The organism is Streptomyces sp. NBC_00385, from assembly GCF_035917155.1.
GTDB classification, from domain to species: domain Bacteria; phylum Actinomycetota; class Actinomycetes; order Streptomycetales; family Streptomycetaceae; genus Streptomyces; species Streptomyces poriferorum.
The window spans coordinates 534,955-552,511 of record NZ_CP107951.1 but is presented as its reverse complement, the minus strand read 5'-3'; the positions used below and the strand labels follow the sequence as shown (position 1 = coordinate 552,511).

15 protein-coding genes are annotated in these 17,557 nt (G+C 71.5%); 11 read left to right on the top strand and 4 right to left on the bottom strand.

Going from position 1 to position 17,557, the window contains the following annotated elements; translation table 11 throughout:
- Nucleotides 1-28: 28 nt before the first annotated feature.
- Nucleotides 29-2,521 carry a ThuA domain-containing protein gene (locus OG959_RS02495; RefSeq protein WP_326656316.1) on the bottom strand — a complete coding sequence of 831 codons (2,493 nt, stop codon included), beginning with the start codon at nucleotides 2,519-2,521 and terminating at the stop codon, nucleotides 29-31.
- 199 nt (nucleotides 2,522-2,720) lie between these two features.
- Between OG959_RS02495 and OG959_RS02490 the strand changes: the two genes are divergently transcribed.
- Nucleotides 2,721-3,734 (top strand): multicopper oxidase domain-containing protein, encoded by a 1,014-nt coding sequence (locus OG959_RS02490; RefSeq protein WP_326656315.1) that lies wholly within the window; start codon nucleotides 2,721-2,723, stop codon nucleotides 3,732-3,734.
- A gap of 120 nt (nucleotides 3,735-3,854) precedes the next feature.
- On the opposite strand, the gene OG959_RS02485 is transcribed toward OG959_RS02490, so the two are convergent.
- From OG959_RS02485 to OG959_RS02475, 3 genes are all read right to left on the bottom strand, one after another.
- On the bottom strand, nucleotides 3,855-5,405 hold the full coding sequence (locus tag OG959_RS02485) for an ArnT family glycosyltransferase (RefSeq protein ID WP_326656314.1): 1,551 nt from the start codon (nucleotides 5,403-5,405) through the stop codon (nucleotides 3,855-3,857).
- Nucleotides 5,406-5,721: 316 nt separating this feature from the next.
- Nucleotides 5,722-7,989, bottom strand: coding sequence for a DEAD/DEAH box helicase (locus OG959_RS02480; RefSeq protein WP_326656313.1), 2,268 nt, complete (start codon nucleotides 7,987-7,989; stop codon nucleotides 5,722-5,724).
- A 102-nt stretch (nucleotides 7,990-8,091) separates the two neighbouring features.
- Nucleotides 8,092-8,874 (bottom strand): IclR family transcriptional regulator, encoded by a 783-nt coding sequence (locus OG959_RS02475; RefSeq protein WP_326656312.1) that lies wholly within the window; start codon nucleotides 8,872-8,874, stop codon nucleotides 8,092-8,094.
- A gap of 191 nt (nucleotides 8,875-9,065) precedes the next feature.
- Here OG959_RS02475 and OG959_RS02470 point away from each other — a divergent pair, with 191 nt between their 5' ends.
- From OG959_RS02470 to OG959_RS02425, 10 genes are all read left to right on the top strand, one after another.
- Nucleotides 9,066-9,176, top strand: coding sequence for a putative leader peptide (locus OG959_RS02470; RefSeq protein WP_326656311.1), 111 nt, complete (start codon nucleotides 9,066-9,068; stop codon nucleotides 9,174-9,176).
- Nucleotides 9,177-9,314: 138 nt separating this feature from the next.
- A complete protein-coding gene (locus OG959_RS02465; protein ID WP_326656310.1) occupies nucleotides 9,315-10,343 on the top strand; it encodes an ABC transporter substrate-binding protein in 1,029 nt (342 codons plus the stop codon).
- Entirely contained in the window at nucleotides 10,340-11,356 is a 1,017-nt protein-coding gene (locus tag OG959_RS02460; RefSeq protein ID WP_326656309.1) for an NrtA/SsuA/CpmA family ABC transporter substrate-binding protein, read from the top strand. The genes OG959_RS02465 and OG959_RS02460 overlap by 4 nt, the downstream gene beginning before the upstream one ends.
- Nucleotides 11,353-12,186, top strand: a complete 834-nt coding sequence (locus OG959_RS02455; RefSeq protein ID WP_326656308.1) for an ABC transporter permease — start codon at nucleotides 11,353-11,355, stop codon at nucleotides 12,184-12,186. The genes OG959_RS02460 and OG959_RS02455 overlap by 4 nt, the downstream gene beginning before the upstream one ends.
- Nucleotides 12,183-12,941 (top strand): ABC transporter ATP-binding protein, encoded by a 759-nt coding sequence (locus tag OG959_RS02450; RefSeq protein WP_326656307.1) that lies wholly within the window; start codon nucleotides 12,183-12,185, stop codon nucleotides 12,939-12,941. Before OG959_RS02455 ends, OG959_RS02450 begins: the two co-directional genes overlap by 4 nt.
- Complete coding sequence (locus OG959_RS02445; RefSeq protein WP_326656306.1) at nucleotides 12,942-13,829, top strand: ABC transporter substrate-binding protein; 888 nt, start codon at nucleotides 12,942-12,944, stop codon at nucleotides 13,827-13,829.
- Between the two features lie 4 nt (nucleotides 13,830-13,833).
- Nucleotides 13,834-14,907 (top strand): LLM class flavin-dependent oxidoreductase, encoded by a 1,074-nt coding sequence (locus OG959_RS02440; protein WP_326656305.1) that lies wholly within the window; start codon nucleotides 13,834-13,836, stop codon nucleotides 14,905-14,907.
- Nucleotides 14,908-15,017: 110 nt separating this feature from the next.
- A complete protein-coding gene (locus OG959_RS02435) occupies nucleotides 15,018-15,476 on the top strand; it encodes a MarR family winged helix-turn-helix transcriptional regulator (protein ID WP_326656304.1) in 459 nt (152 codons plus the stop codon).
- Nucleotides 15,477-15,556: 80 nt separating this feature from the next.
- Nucleotides 15,557-16,936 carry an MFS transporter gene (locus OG959_RS02430; protein WP_442805721.1) on the top strand — a complete coding sequence of 460 codons (1,380 nt, stop codon included), beginning with the start codon at nucleotides 15,557-15,559 and terminating at the stop codon, nucleotides 16,934-16,936.
- Entirely contained in the window at nucleotides 16,933-17,487 is a 555-nt protein-coding gene (locus OG959_RS02425) for a cysteine hydrolase family protein (protein ID WP_326656302.1), read from the top strand. Before OG959_RS02430 ends, OG959_RS02425 begins: the two co-directional genes overlap by 4 nt.
- The last annotated feature ends 70 nt before the right edge of the window (nucleotides 17,488-17,557 follow it).

The following is a 17,557-nucleotide window of genomic DNA, read 5'->3' as shown; positions in this document are numbered from 1 at the left end:
CGCCTTCGGAAGAAGATCGAACGGTGACTCACTGCACTGCCGCCTTCCTGGCCAGATCCTTGACGGCCGGGGTCGCCGCGCCGCCCTTGTACGTCACACGCCACAGCGCGGACTTGGAGTCGGAGGTGAAGAAGCCGCGCCCGTAGTCCAGGACGTACAGCGAACCGTCCGGGGCGAACTTCCAGTCCATCAGGTTGCGGATGCCGTCCGCGCCCACCGGGATGATCTCCTTGAGGGACTCGGCGTGCGTGGGCAGACCGCCCTTGCCGACCGTCTTCGGATCGGTGAGCACGGCGTGCCGCGGCTGGGTGTCGTCGTAGAAGTCGCCGACGAACCACTTGCCGTCCCAGTACGACGGCCACTTGTCGGCGCTGGTGCTCGCCGCGTCGTACCGGTAGACCGGGCCGTTCATCGTCGCCTGGCCGCCGCCCTTGAGCCAGGGCAGGAGCTCCTTCTGGTCCTCGACCTTGTAGCTCGGGATGCCGTTCTCGTCGCGCGGGTAGTCCACGCCACCGCCCTGGGGCGAGTACCAGATGGTGTTGGAGGTGATCGGCGGCAGCTTCACGAGACCGTCGTTGTTCGGCGACTCGTTCTTGGGGTGGTCGCAGTCGTACCAGTCGAGCGGCTTGCTCGGATCCGGCAGATTGCGGTCCCGGTAGGGCTGCTTGTTGCCCATGCAGTACGGCCAGCCGTGGTTGCCCGCCTGGGTGATCGCGGCGAACGTGTCGTACTTGGCCGGACCCCAGGTGGTGCTCGGAGCGCCCGCGTCGGGGCCGACCCAGCCCGCGTACAGCGTGTCGGTCGACTTGTCGATCGAGATCCGGGCCGGGTTGCGCACGCCCATCACATAGATCTCGCCGCGGGTCTTGCCGCCGCCCTCGTCCGGCTCCTTGCCGGTGAAGAGGTTGCCCGCGGGGAGCGTGTAGGTGCCGTCGTCCTCGGGGTGGATCCGCAGGATCTTCCCGTTGAGGTTGTTCGTGTTGCCCGCGGTGCGGCGGGCGTCGGCGAACGAGACGCCCTTGTAGTTGGGCTGCGGGTTGTTGCCCGAGTAACCGTCGCTGAAGCCGGAGGAGTTGTTGTCACCGGTCGCGATGTACAGGTTGCCCTTGGAGTCCCACGCCATGCCGCCGCCGGCGTGGCAGCAGCTGTGGACCTGGACCGGCCACTGCAGCAGCACCTTCTCGGAGGAGAGGTCCAGCTTGTTCGTCGTCAGGTCGAGGGTGAAACGGGAGACCTGACGGACCGCCATCTGCTTGTCGCGGTCGAGCTTGTCGTGGGGTGTGTAGTGCAGGTACACCCAGCCGTTCTTCTCGAAGTCCGGGTCGAGCTCGATGCCGAGCAGACCCTCCTCGACCTTGACCAGTTCGTCTCCGCCGCCCTTGTTGCCGAAGACCGTCAGTTCACCGGCGAGGGTGACCTTCTTGGTCTTCGGGTCGTAGACGTGGATCTGGCCGAGGCCCTTGCCGACGTCGGGGTCGGTCCAGTCGGTGACGACCGGCACGCTGCTGTCCGCGCCGCCGCGGCCGATGTACAGCACCCGTCCGTCGGGGGCCGTCACCAGGCCGTGCGGTTCGCCGATCTGGTCGTTCTTGCCCGGCTGGTTGGGCTGAGTGACCTTCTCCGCCGTGTAGTTGGAGGTGATCGTCGCCTTGCAGTCGGCCTGCGAGATCCGGGTCGTCCAGTCCAGGGCGCCCCGCAGATGGTCACGGAAGTCCGCCTCGGCGAAACTGTCGACCGTGCCGCCCATGGCGGTGTAGAAGGACCGGCCGCCGTCGTAGTCACGGCACCAGGAGACCGGGTGGTCCCAGCCGTTGGCGCTCGTGCCCGGCTTGTACGTGATCTCCCGGACCCTCGCCACGGTGTGGACGTCCCCGGACGGATTGTCCTTCCAGTTCAGCCACTTGTCCGGGCGCTTCCACTCCAGCGGCAGGTTCTTCGTCGCCGGGTGCTGCCGGTCGCCGATCTCCACCGTCGCACGCTGTACGGAGGTGGGGCTGCCGGCCGCCGGACGGGCACCGACCAGTCCGGTGAACCAGTCCGAGTACGGCTCGGTGCGCGCCGCGTCATGGATGCCGAGGAAGCCGCCGCCGGCCTCCATGTACGCCTCGAGACCGGCCTCCTGCTCCGGGTCCAGGACGTCGCCGCCGCCCGTCAGGAAGACGACGGCGTTGTACTTCCCGAGCTGCTTGCCGTTGGTGAACACGGCCGGATCGTCGGACGCCACGGTCCTGAACCGGCCCGCCTCCGGCCCGCTGAGCCCGATCTTCTCGATCGCCGCGATCCCGGCGTCGACCGTCGGGGACTCCTCGGTGGCGGAGGCATGGAAGACGAGCACCTTGACGTTGGCGCCGCCCGGTGGCGACGGCAGGGACAACGTTGTCGCCATGGACTCCGGCGCGCCGGGATCCGTTCTCGCACTGGCGGCGTTGCCGCCGAGCAGGGATGCGGTCAATGCGCCGGCCGCCACGGCCGCCGCAAGTCCGCGTCGTGATCCGGACCTGTGATGTGGTGTGCGCTGCATGTGGTCACCCACCCCTCTTTGGTCGCTGCAACAGCTTCGGTCACTGCAACAGCGCATGAAGCTAGACCTCTTTTCGCGACTCGCCAATAGCTATGGCAGCAATGACACCAACTTTGTCCTTAGTGTGGATAAACGAAGCCGCCCGGGCTACGGTATGGCCCGATCTCCGCAACATCCATCCCACAGTGGGGAGTTCGACATGGACCGAAGGAGCTTCAACCGGCGGGTTCTGATGGGCGGCGGGGTGGCGGCGGCGACCGGAGTGACATCGTTGTCTCTCGGCGCGATCGAGGCCACCTCGGCGGAGAACCCACCCCGGACGGCACCCGCGGGAGGCGTGGTACGCCATCTCAAGCTGTACGCAGAGAAGCTGGCGGACGGCTCGATGGGCTACGGGTTCGAGAAGGGCAAGGCGTCGGTTCCCGGGCCGTTGATCGACATCAACGAAGGCGACACCCTGCACATCGAGTTCGAGAACACGATGGACGTGGCGGCCAGCCTCCACGCGCACGGCGTCGACTACGACATCGCGAGCGACGGCACCCGGATGAACCGGAGCATCGTCGAACCGGGCGAGACCCGTACGTACACCTGGCGCACCCACGCCCCGGGCCGGCGCAAGGACGGCACCTGGCAGCCCGGCAGTGCGGGCTACTGGCACTACCACGACCACGTGGTCGGCACGGACCACGGTACGGGCGGCATCCGCAAGGGGCTGTACGGGCCGGTGGTCGTCCGGCGCAAGGGCGACATCCTGCCCGACAAGACCATCACGATCGTCTTCAACGACATGACGATCAACAACAAGCCCGCCGACAAGAGCCCCGACTTCGAGGCCACGGTGGGGGACCGGCTCGAAGTGGTCATGATCACGCACGGCGAGTACTACCACACGTTCCACATCCACGGTCACCGCTGGGCGGACAACCGTACGGGCCTGCTCACCGGACCCGACGACCCGAGCCGGGTCATCGACACGAAGATCGTCGGACCGGCGGACTCCTTCGGCTTCCAGGTCATCGCGGGTGAACACGTGGGCGCCGGCGCCTGGATGTACCACTGCCATGTGCAGAGCCACTCCGACATGGGCATGGCCGGAATGCTGCTGGTCGCCAAGGCGGACGGGACGGTGCCGGGGCACGACGGGCACACCATGGCGTCGTCCCCGGAGGCGAAGACCCCTGAGGAGGCGTCGGCGCACGAGGGCCACTGAGGCCTGTCGCGGGAGTGCTCGTCACAGCCACTGTGCGAAGTCCTCGATCGGGAGGGCGGCGGCGGTGAGAAGTGCTGCCCAGCGGCGTGAGAGGGAGCGCGGTGTCACGCCGGCGACTTGTCAGCCGTAGTGGCGGAGTTGGGGCCACATCGCGGCCCAGGGGCGGCGCGGTCCGGTACAGAGGTAGATGTGGCCGCCCCACTCCACGTTGTGAACGCCGTACGGGTTGGAGACGTCGGCGGCCACGGTGACGTGGCGGAAGAACCGGCGGAGTTGGGCGGCGTAGCCGGGGGCGTGGCCGGGGCCGGGAGCTACGGCTATGACGGTGGTGGCCGCCGGGTTGCCCGGGCCCCACCACCAGTCGGTGTTGTGGGCGCTCACGGCGGGAGGCAGGCCGGTGCCGCGGCCGAGTTCGTTGATGGCACCGGCCTCGCCGTAGTCGGCCGCGAGGATCACCGCTCCGGCGCGCTGTTGCGGTGGGAGGGCGGTCCATACCTGGTTTACGGTGCCGACGAGTTGGGGCCAGCCCAGAGATTCCCCGGAGTTCGTGCTGATGCCGTAGGTCCAGGCGATCGAGGCCGGCGGCAGGATCGGCAGGACGATCACGGCGAGCAGGGCGGTCGAGGCCGCGGTCGCGGTCATGAGAGCGCGCAGGCGGTCGGGACGGGCGTGCAACCACGCGTCGAGTCCTACCGCTCCGGCCGCCAGCAGACATACGTACAGTCCGCCCAGGTAGTAGATCTGGGCGCCGGTGGTCACGGCGAACAGGAGGAACAGGACGACGTACGCGGTGACCAGGCACTGCCACAGGGGGCGGCCGGAGCGCCAGAGGAAGCGCAGGCCCGCAGGCCAGAGGAGTGCCATGGCCAGACCGGCCGTGGCGAGCTGGCCGACGATCCAGGTGGGGATCTTCTGAGGGCCTCCGTTCTTCTCGTTCAGCGCCCTCGTCATCTCGAACATGGCCCACTCGTGGTGGGCCTGCCACCAGAGGTCGGGCAGGACGAGCAGCACGGCGATTCCGGCGCCCGCGAGCAGATAGCGGTCGGCCACCGTGCGGCGGGCCGGGCCGAGCAGGATGGCGGCCAGCAGGACGATGCCGAAGATGCCCGCGAGGTGGTTGAACTCCGCGCCGATGCCGATGAGCGCTCCCGCGACGAGCCACCAGCGGGTGTCCCCGGTGCGGCCGATCCGTACGACCACGAGCGCGATCGCCGCCCAGGCCAGCACCTCGTACGACGTGGTGTTGGCGATGTGGGCGCCGCCCAGGAGTACGGGCATGGTGGCGGTTGCGATCGCGGCGAGGAGCTGGGTCCGCCGGGCGCCTCCGAGTTCTCGCGCCGTCAGCCCGCCCACGACCACCGTGCCCGCGGCGGCGAGTGCGGGCCACAGCCGCAGGCCGGCCTCCGAGACGCCGAACAGCGACAGCGAGACGCGGGCCAGCAGTGGGGCCAGCAGGGGCTGGTCCACGTAGCTCGCCTGAAGGTGCCGGGCGGAGTCGAGGAAGTACAGCTCGTCGATGTGGAATCCGTAGCGCGTGGACAACGCCATCAGTACGGCGAAGACCAGGCCCGCGACGGCGAGGACCCGTCGGTCCACCGGGGCGATCGGCCCGTTGTCACCGCCGGTCCTGCCTGTCTTGTCCGTCCGGGCTGCGCCCGCCTCGTCCACCATTGCCGTCCCGCCCCCCCGTAGCCCCGTCGGCCCCGTGCACGCCGGGCCGTCCACACCCTAAACCCGTTGCTGCGCAAGCGGATTCGAGGGTCGGGCGGACCCGGACCGTGCGTCCCTCCATGGCGAACGGCGCGCTTGTCGCACCGGGTGGCCGGCCACGGCGCCGCGCCTGCGGGGCGGTTGATCCCGCACGCGACCACGAGGCGCTCACGGCAGTCGGCCGGGCCGGAGTACGGCGGCCGGCCGCCGCCGGAGCTGAGCCGCCGGCGGTGGGTTCCTGGATCCTTCGGCCGGCGGCCTGGGCCGCCCGTCCGGATCAGGCCGGGCTCGCGCCGGATCCGAACGGAAGGCCCCGCGTCCGGCCCGCCGTGTCGGAGCGGGACGGCTCCGGGCTCGCCGCGTCCGCGACCGCGGCCAGGCGCCGCTGTTCCTCCTCGACGATGCGTCGGGCCAGCGAACCGTCCGACACATCCACGGCGTCCGGCGTCGTCTCGGCGACGTCGCTGCGCCGTGCGTACGCGTCGAACAACCGCTCCTTGCGGGCCAGGATGTCCAGCATCCGCTGGTCGACGCTGTCCGTCGCGAGGAGCCGGTGCACCTGGACCGTGCGTATCTGGCCCATCCGGTGCGCGCGGGCCACGGCCTGGTGCTCCATCGTCGGCTTGATCTGGGGCTCGCAGAGGATGACGACCGAGGCGGCCTGCATGTTCAGCCCGATCCCGCCCGCCTGGATCTGGCTGAGCAGCACCGCGTGGCCGTCCGCCGCGGCGAAGCCGTCGATCAGCTCCTGGCGCCGCGCGGCCGGCACGCTTCCGGACAGCGGGCCGAACACGCCGTCCCCCAGGGACTGCCGGACCGTGTCCAGCACCTCGCGGAAGTAGGAGAACACGACGACCTTCAGGGCGTTGTCCTCGGCTTCCGCGACGAGTTCGCGCAGCCGGTTCAGCTTCGCGGACGTAGCGGGGCGCGCGTACGCGGCCCGGCGCATCCGCATGAAGTGCCCGGCGGCCACCGCCTCGTGGTACGCCTGCTGATCGGCCTCGCTGAACTCCTCCCACTCGTCGACCTGCACGAGCGCGGGGAGTTCGGTGAGCACGTCCTGCTGGTTGCGGCGCAGATAGGCGGGGGCGACGGCCCGGCGGAAGGCGTGCGAACCGGCGACGCCGTGCGTGGTGCTGACGGACGGGGCCAGTTCGGGCTGGAGATGGCGGACCAGGCTGCGGAACTCCTCCACCCGGTTCTCCATGGGCGTGCCGGTCAGGAAGAGCACGTGCTCGGTCCCCTCCGACCAGCCGGACACGGCACGGGCGCGACGGGTGGCCGGATTCTTCACGTAGTGTGCCTCGTCGACGACGAGCATGCCGGGCCGCACCCCGCTCTCGCCCGCCGGGGGAAGCGTGTGCAGGGCGTCGAAGGTGGTCAGCGCGACCCCGCCGCTCTCGCGCCACTCGGCGAACGCCTCCTGCCGCTGCGGACCGTGCACCGGCAGCGGCCGCAGTGTGGACCGGGCCCGGACCTCCCGCGTCCAGTTGATCAGCACGCTCGCCGGGCACACCACCAGGAAGTGCGTCTCCCCGCGCGCCGCGAGATGGGCCAGCGCGGCGATGGCCTGCACGGTCTTGCCGAGCCCCATCTCGTCCCCGAGGATCACCCGCTTCTGCGCGAGCGCGAAGCGCGCGCCGAACGACTGGTAGCCGCGCAGCGAGACCCGCAGCCGGGCGTCGTCCAGCCGCAGCCCGCGGACCCGGTCGGCGATACCGGACGGCAGGAACCCCTCCGCCGCGTCCCGGTCGGGACCGGTGCCGGACATCTCCGCCAGCAGGCTGTAGTACTCCGCGGACCGCAGCTCGAAGTCGACCCAGGCCGCGACGTCGGACCCGGGGTCCCGCAGCAGATCCACCGACACCTGGGCGAAGAGCGGAGGAAGTCCGCGCTCCACCGCATCGGCGACGGCCGCCCGCACGGACGCGACGGCTTCCCGTACGCGCGCCCGGGCCTCCCGTCGGGTGAAGACCATCCGCAGCCGCCCCCGGGCCGGGCCGGCAGCGGCCAGCAGCGGCTCCAGGCCGGTGGCCAGCCGCCGGGCCCCGTCCACGGCCCGCCGTACGTCCGGCCCGGCCTCGACCAGCCGGTACAACGCGGTGACCAGGGACGTCGTGGCGTCGTCCGGTGTGTCCACGTCTATCCGCAGGGCGACCGTGTCCCGCACCGCGTGCGCGATCTGGCCCGCGGCGGCCAGGGTCTGGTCGGCCGTCTGCGCACCGACGCCGGGAATCTGGCGGAGCTCGTACCGGCCGGCCCCGTACACCTGCTCCACCGTCGTGAACCCGGCCTGCTCGACCGCGCCGAGGCGCAGCCGGCCCTCGGTGACGTCCTTGAGCCGGGACACCGGGATGGCCGACAGCTCCTTGCGGACGAGGGCGTCGAGCAGCGGATCCAGCGCCGTGCGCACGGCACCGACCGCGCGGGTGTGATCCGCCAGGACGCCGCGCGCCGCTTCCAGCAGCCCGTCGGCCCGCGCCAGCAGTTCCCGGGCCGCCCGCCCGGTCGGCGCCCCGCCCTCCGTGGACCCGGCCTCAGTCATGTCGTACCTTCTGTCCCCGCCGCCTTGCCGCTGCGCCCGGCTTCCGCCCGGAGCGACTCATATCGTCCCATGCGCGACTGACAGCCCGGCCCGGCGCACGGCTCAGGACGCGGGCGGCCGACGCTCCGCCGGCGACAGCAGCAGCACCTCCAGGGCGCGCGCGCAGGAACGCGCCTGCGCCAGGAACCAGTCGCCGCGCTCCTCGGTGATCACGGACGGGGTGGCACGCACCGCCAGGGCGAAACGGGCGTACCCGGCGCCGTCCAGCACGGGCACCGCCAGGGTCCGTACCCCGTGGGCCGACTCGCCGTCGTTGACGGCATAGGTGTCGGAACGCACCCGGGCCAGCTCCGCCTCCAGGGCCGCCGGTTCGACGATCGTCCGGTCGGTGAAGGCGGGCAGCGGCGGCAGCGAGGAAGGGCCGCCCTCACCCGGCCTCGCCCAGGCCAGCAGGACCTTGCCCAGAGCCGTGGAGTGCAGCGGCCGGCGCAGCCCCACCTTGGGGGTCACCGAGCCACCCGCCACGATCACCGCGTGCGGCCCGCTGCGCAGCGCCAGGTCGGCGGTGGCGCCCGTGCGCTCGGCGAGATCGGCCAGCTCGGGGGCGGCCAGATGCAGACCGCGCTGGTGGTAGGAGAGCCGGCCCAGCTCGGTCACGGCGGGTCCCAGCCGGTAACGGGACGTCCGGGCGTCCTGCTCCAGGAACCCGGCACCGAGCAGGGTGCGCGCCAGCCGGTGGGCGGTGGAGACCGACAGCGTGAGACGGCGGGCCAGATCGGAGGCGCTCAGATCGGGCCCGTTGTCGTGGAAACAGTGCAGGACGTCCAGGGCGCGCTGTACCGCCTGCGCCCCACCGGGAGCGCGTACCGTTGCGGCCTCGGTCATGGGGTTCACTCTCCGCTCGTGGGATGCGGGACCCGACCTTGCCACATCGCGGGAGCCGGGCCGGGCCCGAATCGCCTGGTGAAACATGCCGTTCATACCCAATCCCACATCATGGGAAGCGAGTTGTGGGCGGGCGACACCCCGTGGCAGGCTGCAGCCCTCACCACCGACGAGCTGAAGGGAGCAGTGCCATGGCCGGCCGCCGATCCGCGTACCCCGACCGCACCGCTCCGGTCCTGCTCGCTCTCACGCTGCGGCGTCACATCGATCTGGCCCGCGTCTCCAGCGCCGCCTGTCGCTGACCTCCCCACACGTTCTTCTTCACGCCTGACGCGTCGCTCCGACGCGTCACGGGTCGTGCCGTACGTACCTCCCGGCTCCGGGACGTACGGGCCGTGCCCGTGGGCTCCCCCTGCTTCGCCGATCCTCGGGAAGACTCCATGACGTCTGCCGTCCTGCCCCGGACCCTCTGGTTCACCCGCTGTCCCGTCCCCACCGCCACCGGCATCGCCGCCGACCGGCAGTGGCTCACCGACGAGTTCGCCGCCGACGGCATCTCCGTGCGCTCCCTCCAGGACGCCTCCCCGGACGCCGACCGCGCCGCCCACTACACCCACGCCCTGCCCGGCCTCTTCCGGGAGGGCGGCAACGTGCCCGCCCTGTGGGCCCGTTCGCGGGGCGAGCGCACCCGGCTGGTCGGGCTCACCTGGATCGAGGAACGACAGACCGTCCTGGTCGCACCCGGCTCCGGAATCCGGGGCGCCGCCGCACTGCGCGGGCTGCGCCTCGCCGTGCCGAAGCACGACATCGCCATCGACTTCTGGCGGGCCATGGCCCTGCGCGGCTTCGAGGGAGCGCTCGCCTCCGCCGGACTCGCCCTGGACGACGCCTCGTTCGTCGACGTACCCGCCGACGGGCACGAGGGCCAGTGGGCGGCCGAACTCGAGGCGCTGCGGCGCGGCGACGTCGACGCCGTGTACGTGAAGGGGGCGGTGGCCGTCGAGGCGGCCCGCCGGGCCGGCGCCGACGTGGCCGTCGAGCTCGACGAACTGCCCGACCGCCGCTTCCGCGTCAACAACGGAACCCCGCGCCCCATCACCGTCCACCAGCAGCTCCTGGACGAACACCCCGGCCTCGTCGACCGCTTCCTCGCCGTCCTGCTGAGGGCGGCCGACTGGGCCGCCGGACAGCCCGGGGAGGTCCGGCGCATCCTCGGCGCCGAGACCGGGGCGGGTGCCGACGGAGTCGCCGGCGCCTACCGGCCCGGCACCCACCTGACCCTCCACCCCGACCTGTCCGCCGAACGCCTCGCCCTGCTCGCCGCGCAGGAGGCCGGGCTGCGCGCCCACGGCTTCCTGCCCGAACCCGTCGACGTGGCGGCCTGGGCCGACCCCGAACCGCTGCGCCGCGCCGCCGCCCTGGTACGCCGCACCTCCGCACCCCCGATCCCAGAGGAACCCTCGTCATGAATCTCGCCCGACCACTGCGCACCACCGCCGTTCCGGCGCTCCTCACGGTCTCGGCGCTCGTCGCCCTCACCGCCTGCGGCACGTCCGAGGCCGACAGCGCCGCGGGGGGCTCGAAGGCCACGGTGACCGTCCGCATCCCCGACCCCGGAAACTCCGGGGTGCTCGCCCTCGGCAAGAGGGACGGCAGCCTCGACAAGGCCCTGTCCAAGGCGGGCGCCAAGGTGCAGTGGACGGGCAGTGCCGGCCCGTTCGCCCCCGCGGCCCAGGCCATGAACGCCGACCAGCTGGACATCGCCACGGGCTCCATCACCTCCGGAATCACCTCGCTCGCCCAGCGGCCCGGCTTCAAGTTCTTCACCGCCGTCGACCCGGACGCCGCAGGGGAGGGCATCCTCGTCAGGAACGGGTCGGACATCGGCTCGGTGGCCGACCTCGTGGGGAAGAAGGTCGCCGTCAACCAGGGCGGCACCGGCGAGTACCTGCTGCTCAAGGCCCTCGCAAAGGCAGGCATCCCGGCGGACAAGGTCACCCGGGTCTATCTGCGCCCCGACCAGACCGCGGCGGTCTTCAACGCCGGCAAGGTCGACGCCTGGGCCGTCTGGGCCACGTACGCGGTCGCCGAGATCGGCAGCGGCAAGGCGCACTTCGTCGCCGACGGCGCCGCGATCAGCTCCGACAACTACAGCCTCAACGCCGTGCGGACCGAGTTCGCCGAGCAGCACCCGAAGGTCGTACAGGCTCTCTACCAGTACCTCCACGAGGCCAGCGCCAAGGAGAAGCGGAACCCGGGCGCGTACCTCAACGTCTTCACGGACGTCGGCCCGACCGCCGTGACCGGCAAGGCCGAGGATGTCCAGACCGGCTTCACCGCGCAGGGCGGCACCGTCGATCCCATCGGGCCCGAGGACATCGCACGCTTCGAGGACGTCGCCACGTTCTACGCCGACCAGAAGGTCACCAAGGACCGGGTCGATGTCGCCGCGCACCTGCTCGACGTCGGGAAGCTGACATGAGCGACACCGCCGCCGCGCCCACCGGACTCGTCCGGCCGCGCCCCCGCACGGGCAGGAACCGCAGCCGCGGCTACGCGCTGACCGTGCGCACCCTTGGCCCGGTCGCCCTGCTGGTGCTGTGGTGGACGGCCTCCGCCACCGGGGTCCTCACCCCCGACGTCCTGGCATCACCCGCCGAAGTGCTGCGAGCAGTCGGTGAGTTGTGGGGCAACGGCCAGCTCCCCGACGCCCTCACGACCTCCCTCACCCGCTCCGGCCTCGGGCTCCTCATCGGCCTCGCCGCCGGACTGGTCCTCGGCATCACGACCGGATTCACCCGCCTCGGCGACGAACTCCTCGACTCCTCGCTCCAGACCCTGCGCACGATCCCCTTCCTCTCCCTGGTGCCGCTGTTCATGGTCTGGTTCGGGATCAACGAGACGGCGAAGATCCTCCTCATCGCCGTGGCCACGACCTTCCCGATGTACGTGTCCACATCGAGCGGCGTGCGCAACACCGACCCGAAACTCATCGAGGCCATGCGGAGCTTCGGCATGGGACGCCTCGCCCTCGTGCGCGAAGTCGTCCTGCCCGGCGCCCTGCCGTCCCTGCTCGCCGGACTGCGCCTGTCGATGACGCTCAGCGTCATCGCGCTGATCGCCGCCGAGGAGATCAACGCGACCGCCGGCATCGGCTATCTGATGTCCCAGGCACAGAGCTACGCCCGCACCGACATCCTCGCCGTCTGCATCCTCGTCTACGGACTCCTCGGACTGACCGCCGACGTTCTCGTACGGCTGCTGGAACGCGTGCTGATGCCGTGGCGCACTTCCCGGGGAGCCACCCGATGACCACCGATCCGACATCCGTACCGGCCGTCCGGGTACGGGGACTGCGCCGGGCGTTCGGCGACCGTGCCGTCCTCGACGGTCTTCGACTCGACATCGCCCGGGGTGAGTTCGTCGCCCTGCTCGGTGCCAGCGGTAGCGGGAAGACGACGCTGCTGCGCATCCTCGGGGCCCTCGACGGCGACGACGGGGGAGAGGTGCTCGTCCCCGAGGCCCGCACCATCGTCTTCCAGGAACCCCGGCTCGTCCCGTCGAAAAGGGTTCTGGCCAACGTGACGGTGGCCCTGCCCCGGAACCGCTCGGCCGACGGGCTCCGCGCGCTGGCCGAAGTCGGCCTGGAACGGCATGCCGAGGCCTGGCCGGCCACCCTCTCCGGTGGCGAGGCCCAGCGCGTCGCCCTCGCCCGGGCCCTGGTCCGGGAGCCCGAACTCCTGCTGCTCGACGAGCCGTTCGCCGCCCTGGACGCGCTGACCCGGCTGAAGATGCAGGATCTCGTCGGCGAACTGTGCCGCCGGCACCGCCCCGCCGTCCTGCTGGTCACCCATGACGTCGAGGAGGCCGTACGGCTGGCCGACCGGGTCGCCGTCCTGCGCGACGGCCGCCTCGTCACCGACGAGCCCGTCGAGATCGCCCGGCCGCGCGACCCGGGCGACCCCGCGTTCGCCGCTCTGCGCCGACGGCTCCTGGCCGACCTCGGCGTCGACGCCCCCGCACCTTCCCTTCCGTCCCCCGTACCCGCCGAAGCCGGAGTGATCTGAATGACCCTCACCATCGGTGTCCACAGCAGCAACCCGTCCCTCTACCACCTGTACCACCTCTCCCGGCTGGGCTTCGCCCAGGAGGAACTGGCCCCGCTGGGCGAGACCGTCGTCTTCCACCCGTACACCAACGGCCTGCGCACCGGCGAACTCCTGACCCGGGGCGTCATCGACTTCGGCGGCACCGGCTCCACCCCGCCCGTCACCGCCCAGGCCGCCGGGCACGACATCGTCTACACCGCGGTCTCCGCGCCACGCCCCGAACACGGCGCGCTCCTCGTACCCGAGGACAGCCCCGTGCACGGCGTCGCCGACCTCAAGGGCGCGACCGTGCACCTGGCGATCGGATCCTGGCAGACCCATCTCATCGCCAAGGCGCTCGACGACGCCGGGCTGTCCTATGCCGAGGACGTCACGGCCGTCCGCAGCACCGCCGACAGCGAAGAACTGCTGCGCACCGGCGCGATCGCCGCCTGGGTCGCCCAGGGCGCCGAGCTGGCGGCCGCCCGGCGCACCGGCGGACTGCGGACCCTGGTCCGTACCGGCGACGTCATCAGCGACCGTTCCGTGTTCTTCACCCGGCGCGACCTCGCCGAATCCCGGCCCGACGTCGTCGAGGCCCTGACCCGGGCGCTGCGGCGCGCGGACGAGTGGGCCGCAGCCCACCCCCGGCAGGCGGCCGAGATCGCCGCCGCCGACCTCGGTGGCTCGGCCGACGACTGGGAGACCGCCCTCGCCTCGCTGCCCTGGACGATCGAGCCCGTCTCCGACGCGTTCATCGCCGAGCAGCAGGAGGCCGCCGACATCTTCCACCGGACCGGATTCATCGACCGGCCGGTCACCGTCGCCCACGCCCGTGTCCGTGCCACCACCGACAAGGCGGTATGACGACATGGCGACCGAAGTCCTCTGGTACATCATTCCGCGCGAAGGCGCCTACCCCTGGGAGCCCGAGGGCCGGCGCCCCGTGGACCTCGGGTATCTGACCCAACTGGCCGGGACGGTCGAGCGGCTCGGCTACAGCGGTGCGCTGCTCGCCACCGACCTGTACGACGTCTGGCCGCTCGGCAGCGCACTGGCCGCCTCGACCAGCACCCGCTTCAAGCCCCTGCTCGCCGTTCACCCCGGGCTCATCCCGCCGACGCTGCTCGCCAAGATGGCGCTGAGCTTCGACACGCTCTTCGGCGGCCGGCTCCGCTTCAACGTGGTCAACGGTTCGACGCAGTCGCTGCGGGAGTACGGACTGCACGTGGAGCACGACGAACGGTACGAGCTGAGCGCGGAGTACTGGTCGATCGTGAAGCGGCTGACGGCCGGTGAGGTCTTCGACCACAAGGGCCGCTTCTACGACCTGAGGAACGCCGGCGCATCCTTCCGCGAGTTGCGGCCGGTCCAGGACGGGCACATCCCGCTCTGGTTCGGCGGCTCGTCCGACCCCGGCATCGAAATGGCCGCCGAACACGTGGACGTCTTCCTGACCTGGGGAGAGCCGCCGCACCTGCTGAAGGAGAAGCTGGAGAAGGTCCGGGCGAGGGCCGCCGCGTACGGCCGTACCCTCCGGATCGGCCTGCGGCTGCACCTGATCGTCCGGGATACGGAGGAGGAGGCCTGGGCCGCGGCCGACCGGCTCCTCGACGTCACCAGCGACGCCACGTACGCCCGTCAGCTCGGTGACCGGGTGGGCGAGGACGGCGTCGGCTGGCAGCGGCAGTTCCGCCAGCACGGCGGGAAGGTGCCCGCGCGCGCCCGTGAGCTGGAGGTCCACCCCAACATGTGGCCGGGCATGAGCCTGTTCCGGCCGGGGCCGGGCACCGCGGTGGTGGGATCGACGGCTCAGGTCGTCGAGCGGCTCAAGGAGTTCGAGGACCTGGGCGTCGACACCTTCATCCTCTCCGGAAACCCGCTGCTGGAGGAGGCGTACCGGGTCGCGGAGACGGTACTGCCGGCCCTGGGGGTCACCCGCTGACGATCACGCGCAGACCGGCGCCCGCCGACGCATCGCGCAGCCAGGAATGCGTACCCGGACTTGCACAGCCATAATTGCGCAGCCTGGACTGCGCACGTTAGCCTGTGCATATGAATGAGGTGACCAGCACTCCCGACGGCGTGTCCGAATCCGCTGTCCGCGCGGCCCACGACGTCCGTGTGGTCTACAGCCGGCTGAGGCGCCGCATGCGTGAGACCTACGATCCCGGTGACCTCACCCCGTCCCAGACGTCGGTCCTCAGCCGGCTCGACAAGGACGGCGAGGCGTCGGTCACGGACCTCGCGGCCGCCGAACGCGTCCGGCACCAGTCGGTCGCCGCCACCGTCGGCGTCCTGGTGGAACGCGGCCTCGTGGACCGCCGCCCCGACCCCGAGGACGGCCGCCGCCAACTGGTCTTCGTGACCGACAGCGGCCACGTCTTCCTCGAGGACCGACGGCGGGCCGGGGAGGGCTGGCTCACCCGCGCCCTGGAAGACGGGTGCACGGAGGAGGAGCGCCGCCTCCTGATCGAGGCGGCGGCCCTGCTGGAAAGGGTCGTCCGCTCGTGACCGGAAGCCTGGTCTCCGGGCTGCGCCGGCCGCGTCCCGGCGGAGCCGCGGCCGGCTTCGACCGGCGCCTGCTGGCCCCGATGATGCTCGGGGCGGTGCTCAACCCCGTCAACTCCTCCATCATCTCGGTCTCGCTGGTGCCGATCGGCGCGGCCTTCGGCGCCCCGCCGTCCGAAACGGCGTGGCTCATCTCCTCCCTCTACCTGGCCACCTCCATCGGACAGCCGGTCGTGGGACGGCTGATCGACCTCTTCGGGCCTCGCCGGCTGTTCCTGGCCGGGACGGCGCTGACCGGCATAGCCGGAGTCGTCGGCATGCTCGCCCCGAGCCTCGGCGTGCTCGTCGCCGCCCGCGTCCTCCTGGGCTTCGGCACCTGCGCCGGCTATCCGGCGGCGATGTACCTCATCCGCAGCGAGTCGAAGCGCACCGGCCACAAGAGCCCCGCCGGGGTGCTCACCGCCCTCGCCGTCACCACCCAGACCATCGCCGTCATCGGTCCCGGCATCGGCGGTCTGCTGATCGGCGTCGGCGGCTGGCGTGCGACGCTGGCCGTCAACATCCCCCTCGCGGCAGCCGGCCTCTACCTCGGCGCCCGCCGCATCCCGGCGACCCCTGCCCCCCGCCGGGAGGACGGCCGCCACCCCGTGGGCGATCTGGACCTGCCCGGCATGGGCCTGTTCGCCGCGGCGCTCGTCTGTCTCCTGCTGTTCCTCATGAACCCCGGCGGCGGCGACTGGTACCTGCTGGTCCTGACCGCCGCCGCGGCGGCCGGCTTCACCTGGCGCGAGCTGCGCGCACGGCCGCCCTTCATCGACGTACGCGTCCTGGGCGGCAACCTGCCGCTCCTCGCCACGTACACCAGGACACTGCTCTGCTACGTCGTCACCTACGCCTTCCTCTACGGCTACACCCAGTGGACGGAGCAGGGACGCGGACTGTCGCCCTCCCAGGCCGGGCTGGTCCAGCTCCCGCTGTTCGCCACCGCGATCGTCGTCTCCACCCTCACCGGGCGACGCCAGGCGGTCCGCGGCAAGCTCCTGGCCGGCGCCACCGGCCAGATCATCGCCTGCGCCCTGCTGTTCCTCCTGAACGCCCACAGCCCCGTGTGGATGCTCCTGATGGTCGTGATCGTCCTCGGAGTCCCACAGGGACTGAACAACCTCGCCCTGCAGAACGCCGTCTTCCACCAGGCCGACGGCGAACGCATGGGCTCCTCCGCCGGGCTGCTGCGCACCTTCGGCTATCTGGGCGCCATCATCGCCTCCGCCGCCAGTGGCAGCTTCTTCGGAGAACGCGCGGACACCGGTGGCCTGCACCACCTCGCCGCCTTCATGCTCGCCGTGAGCGTGCTGTTCCTCGCGGTGACCGTCGCCGACCGCTCGCTGCGCCGCATCGGTGCCGACGAGACCTCCGCCGACCCCCGAACCGACCCGCCCCTCGATGCCAAGGACGAACGATGACCCACTCCGCCCTGCTCGTGATGGACGTCCAGAACTCCATCACCGGCCGGATCGCCGACCTCGACCCCGACTACACGCCCCGCCTCGCCCGCGCCGTCGCCGCGGCCCGGGCGGCGGGCGTCCCCGTGGTGTTCGTCGTCGTCGGCTTCCGCGCCGGCCACCCGGAGACCAAGTCCAGCCCGCTCTTCGCCGCCCTGCCCGACGGAGCGTTCACCGACAGCGACCCCGGGGCCGCCATCCACCCCGACGTCGCGCCCCTGCCCGGCGAGTGCGTCGTCACCAAGAAGCGCGTGAGCGCCTTCGCCGGAAGCGATCTGGACCTCGTACTGCGCGGCGGTGCCGTGGACCGCCTGGTCCTGACGGGCCTCGCCACCAGCGGTGTCGTCCTGTCCACCCTCCGCCAGGCCGCCGACCTCGACTTCCGGCTCACCGTCCTGGCCGACGGCTGCGCCGACGCCGACCCCGAGGTCCACCGGGTCCTGACGGAGAAGGTCTTCCCGCGCCAGGCCGATGTCACCACCGTCGACGCCTGGATCGCCGGCCTGACCTGAAACCCGCTCGGTCGGCGGGCCCGCGGCAACGCCGGCACTGCGGTTGTCGGTGCCCGGTGCAAGACTCGGA

Bases quoted from the DNA above. Each gene is read 5' to 3' on its own strand.
- OG959_RS02495 (WP_326656316.1), bottom strand. From the start codon at position 2,521: ATGCAGCGCACACCACATCACAGGTCCGGATCACGACGCGGACTTGCG.
- OG959_RS02490 (WP_326656315.1), top strand. From the start codon at position 2,721: ATGGACCGAAGGAGCTTCAACCGGCGGGTTCTGATGGGCGGCGGGGTG.
- OG959_RS02485 (WP_326656314.1), bottom strand. From the start codon at position 5,405: ATGGTGGACGAGGCGGGCGCAGCCCGGACGGACAAGACAGGCAGGACC.
- OG959_RS02480 (WP_326656313.1), bottom strand. From the start codon at position 7,989: ATGACTGAGGCCGGGTCCACGGAGGGCGGGGCGCCGACCGGGCGGGCG.
- OG959_RS02475 (WP_326656312.1), bottom strand. From the start codon at position 8,874: ATGACCGAGGCCGCAACGGTACGCGCTCCCGGTGGGGCGCAGGCGGTA.
- OG959_RS02470 (WP_326656311.1), top strand. From the start codon at position 9,066: ATGGCCGGCCGCCGATCCGCGTACCCCGACCGCACCGCTCCGGTCCTG.
- OG959_RS02465 (WP_326656310.1), top strand. From the start codon at position 9,315: ATGACGTCTGCCGTCCTGCCCCGGACCCTCTGGTTCACCCGCTGTCCC.
- OG959_RS02460 (WP_326656309.1), top strand. From the start codon at position 10,340: ATGAATCTCGCCCGACCACTGCGCACCACCGCCGTTCCGGCGCTCCTC.
- OG959_RS02455 (WP_326656308.1), top strand. From the start codon at position 11,353: ATGAGCGACACCGCCGCCGCGCCCACCGGACTCGTCCGGCCGCGCCCC.
- OG959_RS02450 (WP_326656307.1), top strand. From the start codon at position 12,183: ATGACCACCGATCCGACATCCGTACCGGCCGTCCGGGTACGGGGACTG.
- OG959_RS02445 (WP_326656306.1), top strand. From the start codon at position 12,942: ATGACCCTCACCATCGGTGTCCACAGCAGCAACCCGTCCCTCTACCAC.
- OG959_RS02440 (WP_326656305.1), top strand. From the start codon at position 13,834: ATGGCGACCGAAGTCCTCTGGTACATCATTCCGCGCGAAGGCGCCTAC.
- OG959_RS02435 (WP_326656304.1), top strand. From the start codon at position 15,018: ATGAATGAGGTGACCAGCACTCCCGACGGCGTGTCCGAATCCGCTGTC.
- OG959_RS02430 (WP_442805721.1), top strand. From the start codon at position 15,557: ATGATGCTCGGGGCGGTGCTCAACCCCGTCAACTCCTCCATCATCTCG.
- OG959_RS02425 (WP_326656302.1), top strand. From the start codon at position 16,933: ATGACCCACTCCGCCCTGCTCGTGATGGACGTCCAGAACTCCATCACC.